A 19,066-nucleotide genomic window follows, 5' to 3' on the forward strand; every position below is an offset into this window, starting at 1 on the left:
ACACTTTCACATATCCTTGTCTATTTTAGCGCACTTATTAATAAATTTAAAGTCCAGGAACATCGATGACATAAAAGTGAAATACTTTCTAATACCGACCAAGCGAATAATTTCGTAGAAAACGAAATAAAAAACACAGTAGGCTTCATCCTACTGTGTTTTTTATTAGTTCACATCATTAACATAAGGCAATAGAGCGATTTGACGAGCACGCTTAATTGCAATTGTAAGACGACGTTGATACTTTGCAGACGTTCCAGTTACACGACGAGGTAAGATTTTACCACGCTCTGAAATGAAACGCTTTAGTAGATCAGTGTCTTTATAATCGATTTTCGTAATTTTGTTTACTGTAAAGAAACAAACCTTACGACGCTTTGGACGACCACGACGAGCCATTTGACAGCACTCCTTTCACAAAAATTATTTTAATCTTACTTGTTGGCTAAATGTAGAAGAGGGATTAAAACGGTAAATCATCATCAGAGATATCAATCGGTTTCCCATCATTAGCAAACGGGTCCTCATTAAACCCACCTGATTGGCGATTCTGATTTGATTGCTTTCCAAAATCGTTACCACCCGTTGGTCCAGGACCACCACCAAAATTATCATTTCCCTGCCCTTGGTTTGCACTCCGCGGCTCAAGGAATTGGACACTTTCTGCCACAACCTCTGTAATAAAGACACGACGACCTTCATTGTTGTCATAGCTTCGTGTTTGGATTCGGCCATCAACCCCTGCCAAACTACCTTTTTTTAAATAGTTGGCTACATTTTCTGCCGGCTTTTGCCAAACGACACAGTTAATAAAATCTGCTTCTCGCTCGCCTTGACGGTTTGAAAATGTTCGGTTAACTGCGAGCGTAAAGTTCGCAACAGCTACACCATTTGGCGTATACCGTAGTTCTGGATCACGCGTTAAGCGTCCAACAAGTACAACACGGTTTAGCATCCGTAACCCTCCCCATCTATTTTATTACTCTTCGTCTTTAGTAATTAAGACACGAATAACGTTATCGTTAATCTTAATAAGACGGTTAAATTCTGCAATCGCTTCTGAGCCAGCTTGTACTTTAATTAACACGTAGAAACCTTCACGATAATCGTTGATTTCGTATGCTAAACGACGCTTGCCCATCTCCTCAACCTTTTCAACTTCAGCACCATTCGTAGTTAGAACACCATTGTAACGTTCAATGATTTCTTTGTTTGCTGCTTCTTCTAGGTTTGGAGCGATGATGTACATAATTTCGTACTTACGCATTCCGGTCACCTCCTTTTGGTCTAACGGCTCCAATAACGGAGCAAGGAGCAAAACTCATTAATATAAGTCATTTTACTCGCATTTTTTGATTATAACAGAGCAGGTATTTGGAAGCAAGAGGCAATCTAGTTCAATAAAATAAAAAGTAGAACAAAGTTGTTCTACTTTTTAACTCTCGTACTATCGATTAGACATTAAATCTAAAGTGAATAATGTCGCCATCTTGTACAACGTATTCTTTTCCTTCTAGTCGCACATTTCCTTTTTCCTTAGCCACACCCATTGATCCCGCTTCAATTAAATCATCATATGATACGATTTCCGCACGGATAAAGCCTCTCTCGAAATCCGTATGAATAATACCAGCCGCTTGTGGTGCTTTCGTCCCTTGGCGGTAGGTCCACGCTCGAACTTCTTGAACGCCAGCCGTAAAATACGTTTTTAGTCCTAGTAAATGATATGCTGCACGTATTAGTTGGTCTAAACCCGATTCCTTGATTCCTAGCTCTTCAAGGAACATTTGTTTCTCATCGCCATCAAGTTCTGCAATTTCTGATTCGATTTTTGCACATACAACAATCACTTCACTGTTTTCATTAGCTGCAAATTCTTTAACAGTCTTTACATACTCGTTATCCTCATCTCCAAGTAAATCTTCCTCACTCACATTGGCCACATATAAAACTGGTTTACTTGTTAAGAGGTGAAGCTGTTTTACAATATTTTGCTGCTCATCTGTAAACTCAATACTTCTAGCTGGTTTTTCATTTTCAAAGGCTTCACGTAGCAGCTCAAGAACTTCTAATTCGGCTACTGCATCTTTATCTTTCGTCTTTGCTAGTTTACCTACTCTAGTCATTCGTTTTTCAATTGATTCATAATCGGCTAAAATAAGCTCAAGATTAATCACGGAGATATCACGTAAAGGATCGACACTGCCAGAAACATGGGTAATGTTTTCATCAACAAAGCAACGTACGACATGAGAAATCGCGTCAACTTGTCGAATATGAGAAAGGAATTTATTCCCTAACCCTTCTCCTTTACTTGCCCCTTCTACAATACCAGCGATATCAGTAAACTCAAATGCTGTTGGAATCGTCTTTTTTGGTACCACAAGTTCTGTTAACCTTTGAAGTCTTTCATCAGGAACTTCAACAATTCCGACATTTGGGTCAATTGTACAAAATGGATAATTAGCAGATTCTGCACCTGCCTGAGTAATTGCATTAAATAATGTTGATTTCCCCACATTTGGTAAACCAACAATACCAGCTGTCAACGCCATATGGCTCACTTCCTTCTTTATATTCAGATCCAATTATAGAGAGAGCTCCTCAAAAAAACAAGGCAATGACAAGGAAATTATCCTTGTCATTGCCTCTATTCTTACGAAAGATTAGCCTGTTCAAGTACCTTCTTCATTTTCTTTGTAAATTCTTTTCTCGGTAGCATGACACTATGCTGACAACCAAGACACTTTATGCGAACGTCCATTCCCACCCGAATGACCTTCCAACGGTTCTCTCCACAAGGATGCTGCTTTTTCATTTCTACTACATCATGTAAAGCAAATTCTTTATCAACCATGTATCATGCCTCCTTAACCGACTGCACTTTTCTTATTATACAACAAATTAAATAGAGTTGGGAGTTTGTGGCACTATCTCTTTAGTGATACATGGTGAATAATTGGATAGAGCAATATCGAAGCAAATACGTACAAATTTAAAACGCCATATAAAGGATATAATACTGCAATTAAATTAGAGAATCCAAACGTCGTTAGTGGTGCCATCAAAGCGATCAACAACATAGCGATTAGCCAAGCTGGTCCCCGTAAATAATTTCTTACCCTCGATATCAAACCAAAAACACCAGCTGCTGCAGTCGTATAGATAGCTATCCATAATAAAGCCGACATTATTAATACCATATAGTATGGGTAATATTTTAGTATAGCGAATAGCGGTATTTCATAAAAAATAATATCCCCAGCAACTTGGAGGAGGGATTCGTTATATAAATAAGAGATGAAACCTAGCAATAAACCACTACCCACACTAGCTATCCAAATCTCTCCCCTACATTTAAACTCGGTACCAACAGCAGCAAGAATGGCAATCAGTGGAAGGATATTAAGGGCAGTAAATGTTAAAGCAGATGGCCAATTTTTTTGTTGATTTAGTTGAAATTCTATTGGAAACCCTTTTAGCGACTGAAATGCTACTAATAGACCAATAAGCGAAATAATAAGAATTGGAATAATGATTGCATTCATTGATGTCATTCCTTTGGTATCCCATATAAATAATATAACCACTAGTCCACCAATGAGAATTGTCCCAATCCAGTAAGGAAGATGAATCACTTCAAGGGTTGCCCCCCCACCAGCGAGCATAATAACGGTTGTTGAAAATAAATATAACATAATCATGGCATCATATAATTTTGATAGACGTTTTCCTAAAAGTCGCTCTAATACAGGTAAATAGTGAACTGTTTTTTGAGAATAACTTATCATCATAATGACGGTACAACATACAATAAATAAAATTGTGAACAAGAAAATTGCTAGTCCACTTTCAGCTCCAAAAAATTCCCAGAGTTCACGACCTGAAGCATACCCAGCACCAATCATTGTTCCAATAATAAGAAACATCCATTTTAACCCGTTTATCCACATCTTCGTGTATTCCCCCCTCTCACTTTTTCGGCCTATTATGTATAGAAAGGAAAAAATATCCGTATACTGTTAAGACTATGGTGAAGGAGCGGAAGTTATGAGTACAAACCCTCGTTTTTTTGGAAAAAAGCAAGTTTCTTTACGAGTACACATCGAAGAAGATAGAGCGGTTGAGAAACTAGTAGAGCAACTCAAACAGATGATTGAAATCTATCATCGCCGTGAATTTGTCATTATCTGTATCGGGACTGATCGTTCAACTGGAGATTCCCTAGGTCCACTCGTTGGCTCAAAGTTAGAGTCCGCTAATTTAAAAAGATTTCATGTTTACGGCACGTTAGAATCCCCTGTACATGCCGTTAACTTAACTGATCGGTTACAAGAAATACATGGTAACCATCCACGCCGTTTTATTATTGCAATTGATGCGTGTTTAGGACAGTCAAGTAGTGTTGGAAAGGTTTCACTCTCATCTGGACCTCTAAAACCTGGAGCTGCTGTAAATAAACAATTACCTGAAGTTGGTGATATTCATATGACTGGAATCGTCAATATTGGTGGGATGATGGAATACTTCGTCCTTCAAAATACGCGCTTGCATACGGTCATGACCATGGCAGATATGATAGCTAAAACAATTACACAAACAGATTCTTTATTACCGGATCGCCCCGTCCCACCAACCCTATTTGAGACGTTGAAACCTAGTGTTTTTATGAAAGCAAACAAAGAGACACAGTTTTAAAGAGGCTCCTGAAAAAGGTGGTTTTGACCTTTCTCAGGAGCCTCTTTGTGTATAACATTTTACACATACTCATGCCTTGCACTTACAACGGTAAACCATATAACACAGATACAAGAACTGCGACAACTACTATACTTGGTAATAGATTTGCTACACGAATCGTCAAAACCCCTAAAATATTAAAACCAATGGCAATAATCATTACTCCACCAGTGGCTGTCATTTCAACAATAAAGGCGTCCATAAGTGCTTGCGGAATTATTGCGTTAATTTGCGTTGCCATCAACGCGATACTACCTTGATAAAGGATAACTGGAATAGCTGAAAAGATAACGCCAATTCCTAATGTAGATGTGAAAATTATTGCGGAAAAACCATCCAACATCGCCTTCGTATATAAAATAGAGTGATCCCCTCTTAATCCACCATCTAATGCTCCGAGTATCGCCATGGCGCCAACAACGTATATTAATGTCGTTGTCACAAACGCATTGGCAATCGTCCCCTCCTCTTGCTTTGCGCCCATTCGTTTCTCGATCCATTTCCCAACTTGATTTAATTTACCCTCTAAATCAATCTTTTCACCAATAATTGCTCCAATAACCAAACTACCAATGACAATTAAAAATTGCTCACTTTTTAGTCCCATGCCAACTCCAAGCACCACAACTGCAAGACCAATTGCCTGCATGACTGTTTTTTTTAAGTTATCTGAGATTTTCGGAATCAATAATCCTATAATTACAGCAAAAATAATAGCCATTCCATTGACTAAAGTACCAGTAAGAACCATCTGTTTTCTCCTAACTATTTAAAGGCTTGCTCAATTTCCTGTAAAGCTTTAAGTAACTGATCTACTTCATCTTTTGTGTTATAAGGTCCAATACTAATTCGAACTAATCCTGTATCCCTTGTTTTTAAATGCTGATGTATTTTCGGAGAGCAATGTAAGCCCGCACGAACGGCTATTTGATAATGTTCATCTAGTATCATAGCTACTTCGTGACTCTCAAGTTGCTTCATTTTAAATGGAACGACTGCGACTCGTTTCGTTAAATCAGTTGGTCCAAAACATGTTACATACTCTAAAGACTTCACGCCTTCTATAAATTGCTTCATTAATTTATTTTCATGTTCAAAAATTGTTGGAATACCAATTGTTATGACCTCATTAATACCAGCTAAGAGTCCGGCTATGCCTGGTGTATTAAGAGTTCCGGCTTCATATCGGTCTGGCCATTTTTGGGGTTGTTCCTCTATTTCAGAGTAGCTCCCTGTGCCACCATACAAAAGTGGATTTAACTTATAATCTAACCGACTTATCAAAACGCCAGTGCCTTGAGGTCCTAGTAAACTTTTATGACCAGCAAAAGCTAACAAGTCAATTCCATCTTCCTCCATATTCATTTGAATCGTCCCTGCTGTTTGTGAGGCATCAACAACAAATACAGCATCAAAATTTGAAAGTACCTTAGCAATGGATTTCAAATCGATAAAGGCACCTGTTACATTGGAAGCATGAGATAAAACAACCATTTTAGTCTTACCATCTATCATGCTCTCTACTTGACTGGCATCAATTATTCCGTCCTGATTCGGTTCTAGATACGTAATATTTACGTTTTTCTGCTTTTTTAATTGTTGTAAAGGTCTGAGAACCGAATTATGCTCAAACATTGATGTAATAACGTGATCACCTGGTTGGAAAGGAAAACCTAGAATGGCTTGGTTTAGAGCCATAGTTGCATTTTGATAAAACCAGACGTGCTTACCATTTTCTGCCCCAAATACGGTCGCTAATTTCAATCTTGCCTCTCTAATAACAGAACTAGCTTTTTCGGCAAGCTGATGTCCACCTCTCCCAGGATTGGCGCCATATTCCTCAACAGCTTCAAGCATTGCCTTTCCAACAGAATTAGGTTTAGGAAAAGAAGACGCGGCATGGTCAAAATAAATCATTTTAAGCTCCTTTGATTTTGATAGAAAAAAGTCATCTCAAAAGATGACCTAGTTTAAACATATTTAAATCATACATCGTTACTTGCAAGCAACTCTAAAATCCGTTCTAAATCGTCATCTGAAAAATAATCTATTTCAATTTTCCCCTTTTTCTTACCTTGTTTAATGGAAACAGAGGTACCTAGATGCGACCTTAAAAAGTCTTGCTTTTCTTGTAATAGTGGCGGAAGCACAATCTTCTTACGTTTTGTTTCACGTGAAACGCGTTCATTTAATTGATGAATAATTTGTTCCACTTCACGTACACTTAATTTTTCTTGTAATACTTTTTCAAGTAAAGCCGATAGTTTTTGTTTCTCTTTTAACCCTAGCAATGCCCGTCCATGTCCCATAGAAAGCTTACCATCAGATATAAATTCTTGCACCACTTCTGGTAATTGCAATAATCGTAAATGATTAGCAATATGTGGACGGCTTTTTCCAACTCGTTTCGAAAGTTCTTCTTGTGTAATAGATAAATGCTCTAGTAATTTTTCATAAGCAAGTGCTTCTTCAATCGGATTTAAGTCCTCACGTTGAAGGTTTTCAATTAAAGCGATTTCCATCATTTTTTGTTCGTTTAACTCACGAACAACGACAGGAATCGTTTTCAACCCCACCTTTTGTGCGGCACGAAATCTTCTTTCACCGACCACAATTTCGAAGCCCTTAATGCTTTTTCTCGCAATAATAGGTTGTAATATACCATATTGTTCAATTGAAACAGCTAACTCCTGGATAGCGTCATCTGAAAAGGATTTACGAGGTTGATATGGGTTTGGACGCAACTGTGAAACTGCTATTTCTTCTACTTTATCTTGGTCTTCATTTTGTTCTGGGAAAAATGCCTGTAGTCCTTTCCCTAACCCTTTAGCCACTGGCGACCACTTCCTTTGCTAAATCTACATATACTTCAGCACCACGTGACTTTGCATCGTAAATAATAATTGGTTTTCCATGGCTTGGTGCTTCTCCTAAACGAACATTACGCGGGATAATCGTATCAAATACCTTCTCACGGAAATACTTTTTCACTTCATCAATAACTTGTATTCCTAGGTTCGTCCGGGCATCTAACATTGTCAGCAAAACCCCCTCGATTGCTAGGTCTGTATTTAAATGTTTTTGAACAAGGCGAACTGTATTTAATAATTGACTTAACCCTTCTAACGCATAGTACTCACATTGTACTGGAATAAGTACAGAGTCTGCTGCTGTTAGTGCGTTAATTGTTAATAGGCCTAATGAAGGCGGGCAATCAATAAAGATATAGTCATAATTTCCAGAAATACTTGAAAGTGCTCTTTTGAGTCGTACTTCTCTTGAGATCGTTGAAACCAGCTCAATTTCCGCCCCTGATAGCTGAATAGTTGATGGTAAAACGTCTAGATTCTCCACTGAAGTTTGTCTTATAACTGTTTGTGCTTCGATATCCTCAACCAGAAGATCATAGACACATTCATCGACATCTCCTTTTTCAACGCCCACACCACTTGTTGCATTTCCTTGTGGATCTATATCTACTAAAAGAACCTTTTTTCCTATATATGCTAAACAAGCACTTAAATTGACAGCTGTTGTCGTCTTACCGACCCCACCCTTTTGATTTGCTACAGCAATGATTTTGGCCACGCTGTCACCTTCTTTCCATCCAAACATTCACAATCGCTTTTTATTTTATCACAGTTTGCTGTAAAAAGATTTTATAAAGTTACCGGATATACCGTTTTTTATCGACAAAAGTTAACTCCTCTACGATAAAAAAAATAATCTATCGTTCAACGATAGATTATTTTTTCGGTATTCGGATCGTAAATTGATAAAAGTCATCATGTTCTTCTTCATCCGTATCAACATGGAGACCACTTTTCAGTACCATATCTACAGACTGTCTAATCGTATTCATCGCTATTCTCATATCTTTAGAATATGATTTGCGTGTCGCCTTCTTTTTGACAATAGTGTGACCCTCAAGAATTTGCTTTACGCGTTCTTCTGTTTGTTTGACATTAAGGTGTTTCTCTAGAACCTCTTCAAGTAGCTTAACTTGAAGTTCCTCATCTTTTAAAATAAGGAGTGCTCGCGCATGCCGTTCTGAAATATTCCGTTCAAGGATAGCCTTTTGAACCATTTCAGGCAAATGAAGCAACCGAAGTTTATTAGCAACTGTTGACTGACCCTTTCCTAATCGTTGCGCTAAGCTTTCCTGCGTTAACCCGTGAAGTTCAATTAATTTTGCGTATGCCATTGCTTCTTCAATAGCAGTTAACCCTTCACGTTGTAAGTTTTCAATTAATGCAATTGAAGCTGTTTGCGAATCATTGAATTCTTTAACAAGAGCGGGTATCGTTTCCCAGCCTAACTTCGTGACAGCTCGCCATCTTCTTTCACCAGCAATAATTTCAAATTTACCATCGCGTTCACGAACGACGATCGGTTGAATAACTCCATGCGTTCTAATTGTTTGAGCAAGTTCCTCAATTCTTTCTTCATCAAAAACAGTGCGTGGTTGAAATCGATTGGGTACAATATCAGTAACTACGATTTGCCTTACTTCCTCATTCCCACTCACTTCAACTTCAAGTTCTTCTTCTTGCTTGTCACTAAAGCCAAATAGGCGTGAAAACGATTGCTTCATCGCCTGACACCACCTTCTGATAATAACCGTCTTACTATCTTCGACATGTACAGCTACAATCCTTCTTTTATTCCTAGTTCTTTTATATCTTGCTCGAGATAAATCGTCAAGTAAAATATCCCTGTATCTTATTGTTTCACGTGAAACACTACAATGGTTGTTTGTTAGGTGTTCCTGGCTTTCTCGGGTACTTTTTAGGTGTGCTTTTTTCTTTTTTTATAATGACAATATGACGTTCACTGTCTTCAATTGGTAGGGTAAAGGAATGATCAGAAGTTGGTTTTCCGCCTAATTGATGGATTGATCGTTTTGCAGCTTTCAACTCGTCTACTGTTCCAGCAGCTTTCATTGCAATAAAATCGCCACCTACCTTCACTAGAGGAAGACATAATTCTGTTAGAACTGACATTCTTGCTACAGCTCGTGCAGTAGCAATGTCATATTGTTCACGTTGAACTGGATTTTGACCAAATGTTTCTGCACGGTCATGAAAGAATTCAACACCTTCTAGTTGAAGTTCTGCTGCTAAATGTTCGAGGAAACCAATCCGTTTCTTTAAGGAATCAACAATACTTACGTGAAGGTCAGGGAAAAGTATTTTTAAAGGGATACTTGGAAATCCCGCTCCTGCTCCTACATCAATTAAACGTTGCCCTGATTTAAATTCATAGAAAAAACTGGCTGAGATTGAATCGTAAAAATGTTTTAAATACACGTCGTCTTCCTCGGTCAACGCCGTTAAATTCATTTTTTCATTCCATTCGACTAATACTTCATAATAACGCTGAAATTGATTAATCTGTTTTGAAGAAAGGGAAATCCCTTTTTCTTCTAAAAAAGGGATAAATTTTTCCTTACTCATAAGTTCCTCCGCTTTTTATTGGATTTTCGCTAGTCGCCCTTGTTCTAAATAAACGAGAAGAATTGAAATATCTGCAGGATTTACCCCTGATACACGTGATGCCTGACCAACAGAAAGTGGACGAACTTGTGCCAGCTTTTGTTTCGCTTCCGTAGCTAGACCGTTTATTGAGAAATAATCCAAATCTTCTGGGATTTTTTTACTTTCCATTTTTTTCGATCGTTCCACTTGTTGAAGTTGTTTTTCAATATATCCTTCATATTTTACTTGAATTTCAACTTGTTCGGCTACATCCTCATCTATTTCACATGAAGCTGCTGGAATAACTTTGGCTATATCTGAGTAAGTTAACTCGGGTCTTTTCAACAAAAGGGAGGCTCTCACTGCTTCTTGCAGTGGTGTAGATTTCACTTCTTCCAAGAGGACTCTTACCTCTTCTGAAGGTTTAATAATTAAATTTTCTAAGCGTTTTTTCTCTTGAGAAATTTGCTCCTTTTTTATTAAAAAACGCTGATAGCGCTCTTGTGAAATTAGGCCTATTTCATATCCCATTTCAGTTAATCTTAAATCTGCATTATCATGACGAAGCAATAATCTGTACTCTGCTCGGGATGTTAGTAAACGATAAGGTTCGTTCGTGCCTTTCGTTACTAGGTCATCAATGAGGACACCAATATAAGCCTCTGATCGATCTAAAATTAATGCTTCTTTGTTTTGCGCTTTTCTTGCAGCATTAATTCCAGCAATAATCCCTTGTCCTGCCGCCTCTTCATAACCTGATGTTCCATTAATTTGACCTGCTGTAAATAGGCCTTCTACAGCTTTTGTTTCCAGTGTCGGCCAAAGCTGCGTAGGTACAATTGCATCATATTCAATAGCGTAGCCTGGGCGCATCATTTTTACATTTTCAAGGCCAGTTATTGATTTTAAGATTTCTAGCTGAACATCTTCCGGTAAGCTTGTTGATAAGCCTTGTACATACACTTCTGAAGTATTTCTACCCTCTGGTTCTAAGAAGATTTGGTGTCTTGGTTTATCATTAAACCGGACTATTTTATCTTCAATTGATGGGCAATAACGTGGCCCCGTCCCCTCAATCATACCTGAATACATCGGTGAACGCCCTAAATTATTTGTAATAATTTGATGGGTATCCTCACCTGTATAAGTTAACCAGCAAGGGAGTTGGTCGGTGATGTACTTTGTCGTTTCATATGAAAACGCACGCGGGACATTATCCCCAGGCTGAATTTCAGTTTTATCATAATCAATTGTACTACTATTCACACGAGGAGGCGTTCCTGTTTTAAACCGTACCAAATCAAATCCTAACTCTTTTAAGTGATGAGATAATTCAACGGATGCTTTCATATTATTTGGTCCACTTTCGTAAGAAAGCTCACCGATAATAATTTTCCCTCTTAAATATGTGCCAGTGGTAATAACAACAGATTTACTATAATATTTTGCGCCGGTGTTTGTAATTACTCCTTTACATACACCCTCCTCAACAATCAACCGTTCAACCATCCCTTGTCGAAGTAAAAGGTTTTCATTTTCTTCAATTGTCTTTTTCATTTCATGCTGATACATAAATTTGTCAGCTTGAGCACGTAATGCACGCACAGCTGGCCCTTTTCCTGTATTCAGCATTCGCATTTGAATATGTGTCTTATCAATATTTCTCGCCATTTCACCACCAAGAGCATCAATTTCTCTAACAACAATCCCCTTGGCAGGTCCTCCTACAGAAGGGTTACACGGCATGTAGGCTACAGCATCTAAATTTAACGTTAACATTAATGTTTTTGAACCCATTCTTGCCGCTGCTAGACCGGCTTCTACACCCGCATGACCTGCTCCTACAACGATGACATCAAATTCACCACCATGATAGTTCATGAATAAAACCTCCTTTAATTGTTTATTTACCTAAACAAAATTGTGAAAATAACTGGTCAATTAGACTTTCATGTACACTATCGCCAATAATTTCACCTAAGAGTTCCCAAGCTCTTGTAATATCTATTTGGATTAAATCAATTGGAACACCAGACTCAATCGCTACTATTGCATCATCTATTGTCGTCTTCGCTTGCTCTAATAAAGCAATATGTCTCGTATTCGAAACATACGTCACGTCTCCACCTTCAAGTTCTCCTTCAAAAAACAATGAAGCAATAGCTTGCTCTAAATCATCAATACCTTTATCTTGGATTAGTGATGTTGTTATAACGGGTCTTCCCTCGGCAAGTTCTTCAACACGCTTTAAATCGATTTGCTGAGGAATGTCTGTTTTATTAATAATTACAATAACATTCATCTGTTTAACAGCTTCGAATAACGCTTCATCCTCTTTAGAGAGAAGTTCTCCGTAATTTAACACGAGTAAAATAAGTTCTGCTTCCTTTAAAACCTGTCTAGATCTTTCAACACCAATTCGCTCAACGATATCCTCTGTTTCACGAATCCCAGCTGTGTCTATCAATTTTAGCGGAACTCCTCTAACATTTACATATTCTTCAATAATATCTCTTGTTGTTCCAGCGACTTCTGTAACAATCGCTTTGTTTTCGTGAACGAGGCTATTTAATAGAGATGACTTACCAACGTTGGGTCTACCCACAATCACAGTCGAAAGACCCTCCCGTAAGATTTTCCCTTGATTAGCAGTTGCGAGAATTTGATCAATTTCTTTAGAAACGCTACCTGATTTTTCCATCAGTAAGTTATGGGTCATCTGTTGGGCATCATACTCTGGGTAATCAATATTTACTTCGACATGGGCCACAGTTTCAAGTAAATCCTGTCTTAATTCTCTCACCTTTTTTGATAATCTTCCCTCAACCTGTCCTAATGCAACATTCATCGCCCGATCCGTCTTTGAGCGGATTAAGTCGATAACGCCTTCTGCTTGCGACAAATCGATTCTTCCATTTAAGAACGCACGCTTGGTGAACTCGCCTGGCTCAGCTAACCTAGCCCCATTCCTTAGAGCAAGTTGCAGGACGCGATTCACAGAAACGAGGCCACCATGGCAGTTAATTTCAACAATGTCCTCTCTTGTAAACGTCCGCGGAGCCCGCATGATCGATACCATTGCTTCCTCGACCCGCTGACCAGTTCTCTCATCAATAATATATCCATAAACAATCGTATGAGATGGAACCTCCTGAAGAGATGCTTTTCCTTTATATAGTTTATCTGCAATAGCAATTGCATGATCTCCACTTAAACGCACAATTCCAATTGCTCCTTCACCCAAAGCTGTTGAAATTGCAGCAATTGTATCAAACTCCATTTAATCACCCCTCAGTCAAAAACAAGTACTTACATCTATTATGGTCAATTATCGTATCTTTTTAAGCTGAAATTTTACATACTCCTAAATAAATAGGATAGCATAGCCAACTTCGAAAAGCTATGTTAGCCCTTATTTAAACAGAAAAGAGGGTGTCCGAGAAGTCATAAAAACCTCTCAAGACACCCTTAACATCAAAAAATTGCCAGTAGCACTACACTATGTTCTAATCGTTTTTTGTTTTTCTGGAGCAATTACAATATGGCGATTAGGTCCTTGTCCTTGTGAATACGTTTGAATTCCTGATACACCTTGTAAAGACGCATGAATAATTTTACGTTCAGAACCACTCATTGGTTCAAGACGAGTTTTTTGATTTGTTACCCGAACCTTTTCTCCAACGCGGTGTGCTAATTGTACTAATGTTTGCCTTCGTTTTTCACGGTAATTTTCGGCATCCAATTGAATACGAACAAACTTTTCATTCTTACGATTGGCAACGAGATTAGTTAAATACTCTAATGCGTCTAACGTTTGACCACGTTTACCAATAACTCGTCCAATATCACCAGAACCATTTAAATGAAAATGATAAAGTTCACTTTCTTCTTCCTTTTTTGTTACATCTGCAACAATACTCATTTTATCCAATGTTTCTTGAAGAAAGAAAAGTGCCTCATCGACAGAATCAGGTTTTACATAAGCTTTAATTATTGCAGGCTTCGAACCGATAAATCCAAGGAATCCCTTTTGAGGTTCTACTAAAACTTCATAAGAAAGTCGTTCTCTTGTCGTTTCAAGTTCTATTATTGCCTTTTTAATTGCTTCTTCAATCGTTTTACCTGATATCGTCAAATTGGTCACTTTTTCTTGCCTCCTGTGCTGGCCTCCGCTGGCTTTTTCCCAACATTCGGACCTGTAATGAAATAAGTTTGTGCAATCATAAAGAGGTTACCGACTGCCCAATAAAGCGTTAACGCCGCTGGGAAGAATAAACCAAAGACAAAAATCATAATTGGCATCACATACAATAGTATTTTCATTTGAGGGTTATCTGACACCAGCATCATTTTTTGTTGAACAAATGTTGTTGCCCCTGCAATAAGCGGCAACAGGAAAATGGGATCTGGTACATCTAATGCAAACCAGAGAAAGACATGACTTCCAATTTCATCTGTACGCATAATCGCATGGTATAACGCAAGAAGTATTGGCATTTGCACGATAAGAGGCAAACATCCCGCTAATGGATTGACTCCCTTTTCCTGGAACATCGCCATCATCTCTTGTTGCAATTTCTGCTGCGTCTTTTGGTCTTTGGCACTGTACTTTTCACGAAGCTTTTGCATTTCAGGCTGAATAGCTTGCATCGCTTTTGCACTCTTTGTTTGCTTTATCATCAGTGGCAAAATTAAAAGCCGCAATAAAATCGTAACGACAACAATCGATAAACCGAAATTATCATTAAAGAGATCAGCAAAATAAATAATTAACCACGACAATGGATATACAAAATAAGAATCCCAGAATCCTTCACTGTTTTTAGTGATGGGCTCTTCAATATTAAAACATCCAGTCATCACAACAAGTAATGCAATAACCATTGTCGCTAAGCCTAACTTTTTGAGCACAAGTTCTCCTCCTCTTACCTATCTTCTTCCTACTATATTATATGATCGCCTGTCCACTTAAGAACATCCTTAAATGAAAGTCTCATTATGAATGTGATTTATTCTTCCTATAAAGAGCTCTTGTTTTACGGAGAACATGCAATAGACTACTTTCTACTTGATGGTAATCCATTTCTGCCGCTGGCTTACGTGCAATAATCACATAATCAAAACCAGGCATAATATCATCTTTATTCTCTTGAAAGACAGTCCGAATCAATCGCTTTATACGATTTCGCGTTACCGCATGTCCTACACGTTTACTGACAGACAAACCAATACGATACGTAGCTTCGCCCTCTTTTTTTAATGAATATAAAACGAATTGACGATTTGCAACGGACTGACCTTTATTAAACACATATGAAAACTCATCATTCTTTTTTATCCGCTGCTCTTTCTTCATCTATTAGAACACCTCAATGATTGTTTAACTTATAAATGTAAGAAAAGACCACTGATTTTCAGTGGCCTATGCAGATAATACTTTTCTTCCTTTACGACGACGACGCGCTATTAATTTACGACCATTTTTTGTGCTCATGCGCGCACGGAAACCGTGGACTTTTTTACGCTTGCGATTATTCGGTTGAAATGTTGGTTTTCCCATCTATTACACCTCCCTGAGGATATACTCATCTAAAGACATTCTTGTAAATTATAAGGAACATCCGGGTACTTGTCAAGATGTTCTTCACTTCTGATAGTTCTATAAACTTTCTACACTTCCTTCTATCCCCCCTGTGGATAACCGCCTTTCGACATTTTTCTGTCTGTCCCCACTCTTATCGACATGTTATTCACACATCTTGTGTTGTGGATAACAACAGACCACAAGATGGTGTGTCTTGTGGATAAACACAACAAATCATTGCGACTCTAACGTTTTTTTGCTATGATTATATTGTTTTCACTCGTGGATAGTCTTTATAAAACCAATACCTGTCCACAACCTGTGGGTAAGATTGTGGACAGGTATTTATGTGTGTTTAAAATGTTTTCCACAAGCTGTACAAAATGTAGGTAAAGACGCTTTTCTACTATATTATATATTTCCCGAGTTTTTTATGTGTATGAATATTTATTCACTCACTTATTTTGACGTGAACAAAAGTTATACAAGGGGATGAATCTTGTATTTTAGCTTTTTTTTATAAAGCTTTTTTTCATTATTCGGGCTTTGAAGAGGAGGTAACAAGTTGGAGAATATTCACGACCTATGGGAACGAGCATTGGCGGAGATGGAGAAAAAAGTTAGCAAACCGAGTTATGAAACGTGGTTAAAATCCACGAAAGCTAATGATATTCAAAATGATGTCATTACGGTAACGGCTCCTAATGAATTTGCCCGCGACTGGCTTGAAGACCATTATGCTGAATTAACATCGGACACCATTGAACAACTCACCGGAGCAAGACTTGTTCCGAAATTTATTATTCCTCAAAATGAACTTGAGGACGAATTTCTATTGGAACCACCACCGAAAAAACAATTCAGACAAGAGGCGTCTTCTGCTAATCACGTAACAAAAACAATGCTAAATGAGAAATATACATTTGATACGTTTGTTATAGGATCAGGCAATCGCTTCGCTCACGCTGCATCTCTTGCTGTAGCTGAAGCACCAGCAAAAGCGTACAATCCGCTATTTATCTATGGTGGTGTAGGACTCGGTAAAACACATTTAATGCATGCAATCGGCCATTATGTAATGGATCATAAACCCGATGCAAAAGTTGTCTATTTATCATCAGAGAAATTTACAAATGAATTTATTAATTCCATTCGAGACAATCGAGCCGTTAATTTTCGTAATAAATACCGTAGTGTAGACGTCCTTCTAATTGATGATATTCAATTTTTAGCTGGAAAAGAACAAACTCAAGAAGAATTTTTTCATACGTTTAATGCCTTACATGAAGAATCAAAACAAATTGTCATCTCAAGTGACCGTCCACCTAAAGAGATACCGACACTAGAGGATCGTCTGCGTTCACGTTTTGAATGGGGGCTTATTACCGATATTACTCCTCCAGACTTAGAAACACGGATTGCGATTCTTCGAAAGAAGGCCAAGGCCGAAAACCTTGATATTCCAAACGAAGTTATGCTTTATATCGCTAACCAGATTGATACAAATATTAGAGAACTTGAAGGCGCCTTAATACGTGTTGTTGCTTATTCTTCCCTAATTAATCAAGATATGAATGCTGATTTGGCTGCTGAAGCACTAAAAGATATTATTCCTAATTCTAAACCTAAAATTTTAACAATTATCGACATCCAAAAACTCGTTGGTGAGTTTTACCATATTAAACTAGAGGATTTCAAAGCAAAAAAGCGAACAAAATCTGTTGCTTTCCCAAGACAAATTGCGATGTATCTTTCACGTGAAATGACAGATTCCTCATTACCTAAAATCGGTAGCGAATTTGGTGGCCGTGACCACACCACTGTCATTCATGCTCATGAAAAAATTTCTAAACTGCTAACAACTGATCAAGAACTCCAAAATAATGTTCAAGAGATAATGGATCAGTTACGTTCAAATTAACTGTGCACAATGTTAATAAGTCTTTACAACTCATCAACAGGTTATCAACATGTGGACAAGCCTACTAGAATAACTACAAATGAACTTATCCACAAATCCACACCCACCTATTACTATTACTACTACTTTTTAAAAAAAAGATTATTAATAAAGGAGCTATACTCTTATGCGCTTTATCATTAATAGAGACCGTTTTGTTCAAGATGTACAGCATGTTGCAAAAGCTGTTTCGTCAAGAACCACCATACCAATTTTGACAGGAATTAAAATCGTGGCTAATCGTGGGGGAATCACCTTAACTGGGAGTGATTCTGATGTTTCTATTGAGACATTCATACCTAAAGAGTCTGAAGGAACTGAAATTGTTCAAATTTCTGAAGAAGGAAGTATAGTTCTACAAGCGCGTTTCTTTGCGGAAATTGTTAAAAAGCTTCCTGGGGAAGAAATTGAATTGAGCGTTCAAGATCAATTCGCAGCGACAATCCGCTCTGATTCTGCAGTATTCAATTTAAATGGACTTGATCCGGAAGAATACCCGAGATTACCTCAACTTGAAGAAGATTTAATGTTTAGGTTACCTCAAGACATGTTAAAAAACATGATTCGACAAACCGTGTTCGCAGTGTCCACTCAGGAAACACGCCCTGTGTTGACAGGTGTAAACTTAGAAGTCGAAAACGAGGAATTGATCTGTACTGCAACAGATAGCCATCGTTTAGCAATGCGAAAAGCAACGATTGAACGAAATGATGAGACCTTGAAGTTTTCTAATGTGGTTATTCCAGGCAAGAGCTTGAATGAACTTAGTAAAATATTAGATGAGACGAATGATTTGGTTGATGTTGTTGTAACAGAAAATCAAATTTTGTTTAAATTTGAAAATCTATTATTTTTCTCTCGTTTGTTAGAAGGGAAATATCCTGTAACAAAAAACATGATTCCTACTCAATCGAAGACCTCGTTCAAATTAAAGAAAAGACCGTTTCTTCATACGCTTGAACGTGCTCTTCTTCTTTCACGAGAAGGAAAAAATAATGTTATTAACTTAAAAACTTTGGAAAATGGGTTAATAGAAATAACATCTGTCTCTCCAGAGGTTGGAAAAGTGACAGAAAACATTCAAAGTGTAGAAATGGATGGAGAAGAAATGAGAATATCTTTCAACGGAAAAAATGTGATCGATGCTCTGAAAGTTATTGATAGTGAGGATATTCATATCATTTTCACTGGTGCAATGAGCCCATTTGTTATACGACCAATTGATCATAGTCATTATCTCCATCTCTTCTCCCCAGTTCGTACGTATTAGATTTTAAATCAGACTTGGCTAGTTGGCCTATGTTT

Annotated in this window: 21 protein-coding genes; 3 read left to right on the forward strand and 18 right to left on the reverse strand. The window is 37.8% G+C overall.

Annotated features, from left to right (window positions below; translation table 11 throughout):
• Positions 1-165: 165 nt before the first annotated feature.
• The 6 genes from rpsR to CEF19_RS09510 all read right to left on the reverse strand — a co-directional run bounded on the left by rpsR (position 166) and on the right by CEF19_RS09510 (position 3,953).
• Complete coding sequence (rpsR, locus tag CEF19_RS09485; RefSeq protein ID WP_100405866.1) at positions 166-399, reverse strand: 30S ribosomal protein S18; 234 nt, start codon at positions 397-399, stop codon at positions 166-168.
• Between the two features lie 64 nt (positions 400-463).
• Positions 464-955 (reverse strand): single-stranded DNA-binding protein, encoded by a 492-nt coding sequence (ssb, locus tag CEF19_RS09490; RefSeq protein ID WP_100405867.1) that lies wholly within the window; start codon positions 953-955, stop codon positions 464-466.
• A 24-nt stretch (positions 956-979) separates the two neighbouring features.
• Positions 980-1,267, reverse strand: a complete 288-nt coding sequence (rpsF, locus tag CEF19_RS09495; RefSeq protein WP_100405868.1) for a 30S ribosomal protein S6 — start codon at positions 1,265-1,267, stop codon at positions 980-982.
• A gap of 187 nt (positions 1,268-1,454) precedes the next feature.
• Entirely contained in the window at positions 1,455-2,555 is a 1,101-nt protein-coding gene (gene ychF / locus CEF19_RS09500; RefSeq protein ID WP_100405869.1) for a redox-regulated ATPase YchF, read from the reverse strand.
• Positions 2,556-2,656: 101 nt separating this feature from the next.
• Positions 2,657-2,857: a DUF951 domain-containing protein gene (locus CEF19_RS09505; RefSeq protein WP_100405870.1), complete on the reverse strand. Its 201-nt coding sequence runs from the start codon at positions 2,855-2,857 to the stop codon at positions 2,657-2,659.
• Positions 2,858-2,930: 73 nt separating this feature from the next.
• On the reverse strand, positions 2,931-3,953 hold the full coding sequence (locus tag CEF19_RS09510) for a YkvI family membrane protein (RefSeq protein ID WP_100405871.1): 1,023 nt from the start codon (positions 3,951-3,953) through the stop codon (positions 2,931-2,933).
• Positions 3,954-4,050: 97 nt separating this feature from the next.
• Here CEF19_RS09510 and yyaC point away from each other — a divergent pair, with 97 nt between their 5' ends.
• A complete protein-coding gene (gene yyaC / locus CEF19_RS09515) occupies positions 4,051-4,698 on the forward strand; it encodes a spore protease YyaC (protein WP_100405872.1) in 648 nt (215 codons plus the stop codon).
• An 82-nt stretch (positions 4,699-4,780) separates the two neighbouring features.
• Here the strand turns inward: yyaC and CEF19_RS09520 are convergent, their stop codons facing one another.
• From CEF19_RS09520 to rpmH, 12 genes are all read right to left on the reverse strand, one after another.
• Positions 4,781-5,491, reverse strand: coding sequence for a DUF554 domain-containing protein (locus tag CEF19_RS09520; RefSeq protein WP_100405873.1), 711 nt, complete (start codon positions 5,489-5,491; stop codon positions 4,781-4,783).
• Positions 5,492-5,505: 14 nt separating this feature from the next.
• A complete protein-coding gene (locus CEF19_RS09525; protein WP_100405874.1) occupies positions 5,506-6,657 on the reverse strand; it encodes an aminotransferase class V-fold PLP-dependent enzyme in 1,152 nt (383 codons plus the stop codon).
• Positions 6,658-6,725: 68 nt separating this feature from the next.
• Positions 6,726-7,574 carry a ParB/RepB/Spo0J family partition protein gene (locus CEF19_RS09530; RefSeq protein WP_100405875.1) on the reverse strand — a complete coding sequence of 283 codons (849 nt, stop codon included), beginning with the start codon at positions 7,572-7,574 and terminating at the stop codon, positions 6,726-6,728.
• Entirely contained in the window at positions 7,567-8,328 is a 762-nt protein-coding gene (locus CEF19_RS09535) for a ParA family protein (RefSeq protein ID WP_157800926.1), read from the reverse strand. Before CEF19_RS09535 ends, CEF19_RS09530 begins: the two co-directional genes overlap by 8 nt.
• Positions 8,329-8,485: 157 nt before the next feature.
• On the reverse strand, positions 8,486-9,334 hold the full coding sequence (noc, locus tag CEF19_RS09540; protein ID WP_100405877.1) for a nucleoid occlusion protein: 849 nt from the start codon (positions 9,332-9,334) through the stop codon (positions 8,486-8,488).
• Between the two features lie 148 nt (positions 9,335-9,482).
• Entirely contained in the window at positions 9,483-10,196 is a 714-nt protein-coding gene (gene rsmG / locus CEF19_RS09545; RefSeq protein ID WP_100405878.1) for a 16S rRNA (guanine(527)-N(7))-methyltransferase RsmG, read from the reverse strand.
• 15 nt (positions 10,197-10,211) lie between these two features.
• Entirely contained in the window at positions 10,212-12,098 is a 1,887-nt protein-coding gene (mnmG, locus tag CEF19_RS09550) for a tRNA uridine-5-carboxymethylaminomethyl(34) synthesis enzyme MnmG (RefSeq protein WP_100405879.1), read from the reverse strand.
• A 22-nt stretch (positions 12,099-12,120) separates the two neighbouring features.
• Entirely contained in the window at positions 12,121-13,497 is a 1,377-nt protein-coding gene (gene mnmE / locus CEF19_RS09555; protein ID WP_100405880.1) for a tRNA uridine-5-carboxymethylaminomethyl(34) synthesis GTPase MnmE, read from the reverse strand.
• A gap of 219 nt (positions 13,498-13,716) precedes the next feature.
• Positions 13,717-14,361 carry an RNA-binding cell elongation regulator Jag/EloR gene (jag, locus tag CEF19_RS09560; RefSeq protein WP_100405881.1) on the reverse strand — a complete coding sequence of 215 codons (645 nt, stop codon included), beginning with the start codon at positions 14,359-14,361 and terminating at the stop codon, positions 13,717-13,719.
• A complete protein-coding gene (gene spoIIIJ, locus CEF19_RS09565) occupies positions 14,358-15,128 on the reverse strand; it encodes a YidC family membrane integrase SpoIIIJ (RefSeq protein WP_100405882.1) in 771 nt (256 codons plus the stop codon). Before spoIIIJ ends, jag begins: the two co-directional genes overlap by 4 nt.
• An 85-nt stretch (positions 15,129-15,213) precedes the next feature.
• Positions 15,214-15,573 carry a ribonuclease P protein component gene (rnpA, locus tag CEF19_RS09570; protein ID WP_100405883.1) on the reverse strand — a complete coding sequence of 120 codons (360 nt, stop codon included), beginning with the start codon at positions 15,571-15,573 and terminating at the stop codon, positions 15,214-15,216.
• Positions 15,574-15,639: 66 nt separating this feature from the next.
• Complete coding sequence (rpmH, locus tag CEF19_RS09575; protein WP_100405884.1) at positions 15,640-15,777, reverse strand: 50S ribosomal protein L34; 138 nt, start codon at positions 15,775-15,777, stop codon at positions 15,640-15,642.
• A 589-nt stretch (positions 15,778-16,366) separates the two neighbouring features.
• Between rpmH and dnaA the strand changes: the two genes are divergently transcribed.
• Complete coding sequence (dnaA, locus tag CEF19_RS09580; protein ID WP_100405885.1) at positions 16,367-17,722, forward strand: chromosomal replication initiator protein DnaA; 1,356 nt, start codon at positions 16,367-16,369, stop codon at positions 17,720-17,722.
• A 166-nt stretch (positions 17,723-17,888) separates the two neighbouring features.
• Positions 17,889-19,031: a DNA polymerase III subunit beta gene (gene dnaN, locus CEF19_RS09585; protein ID WP_100405886.1), complete on the forward strand. Its 1,143-nt coding sequence runs from the start codon at positions 17,889-17,891 to the stop codon at positions 19,029-19,031.
• Positions 19,032-19,066 lie beyond the last annotated feature (35 nt).

The organism is Bacillus solitudinis (assembly GCF_002797395.1).
In the GTDB taxonomy this organism is placed as follows: Bacteria; Bacillota; Bacilli; order Bacillales; family Bacillaceae_D; genus Halalkalibacter_A; species Halalkalibacter_A solitudinis.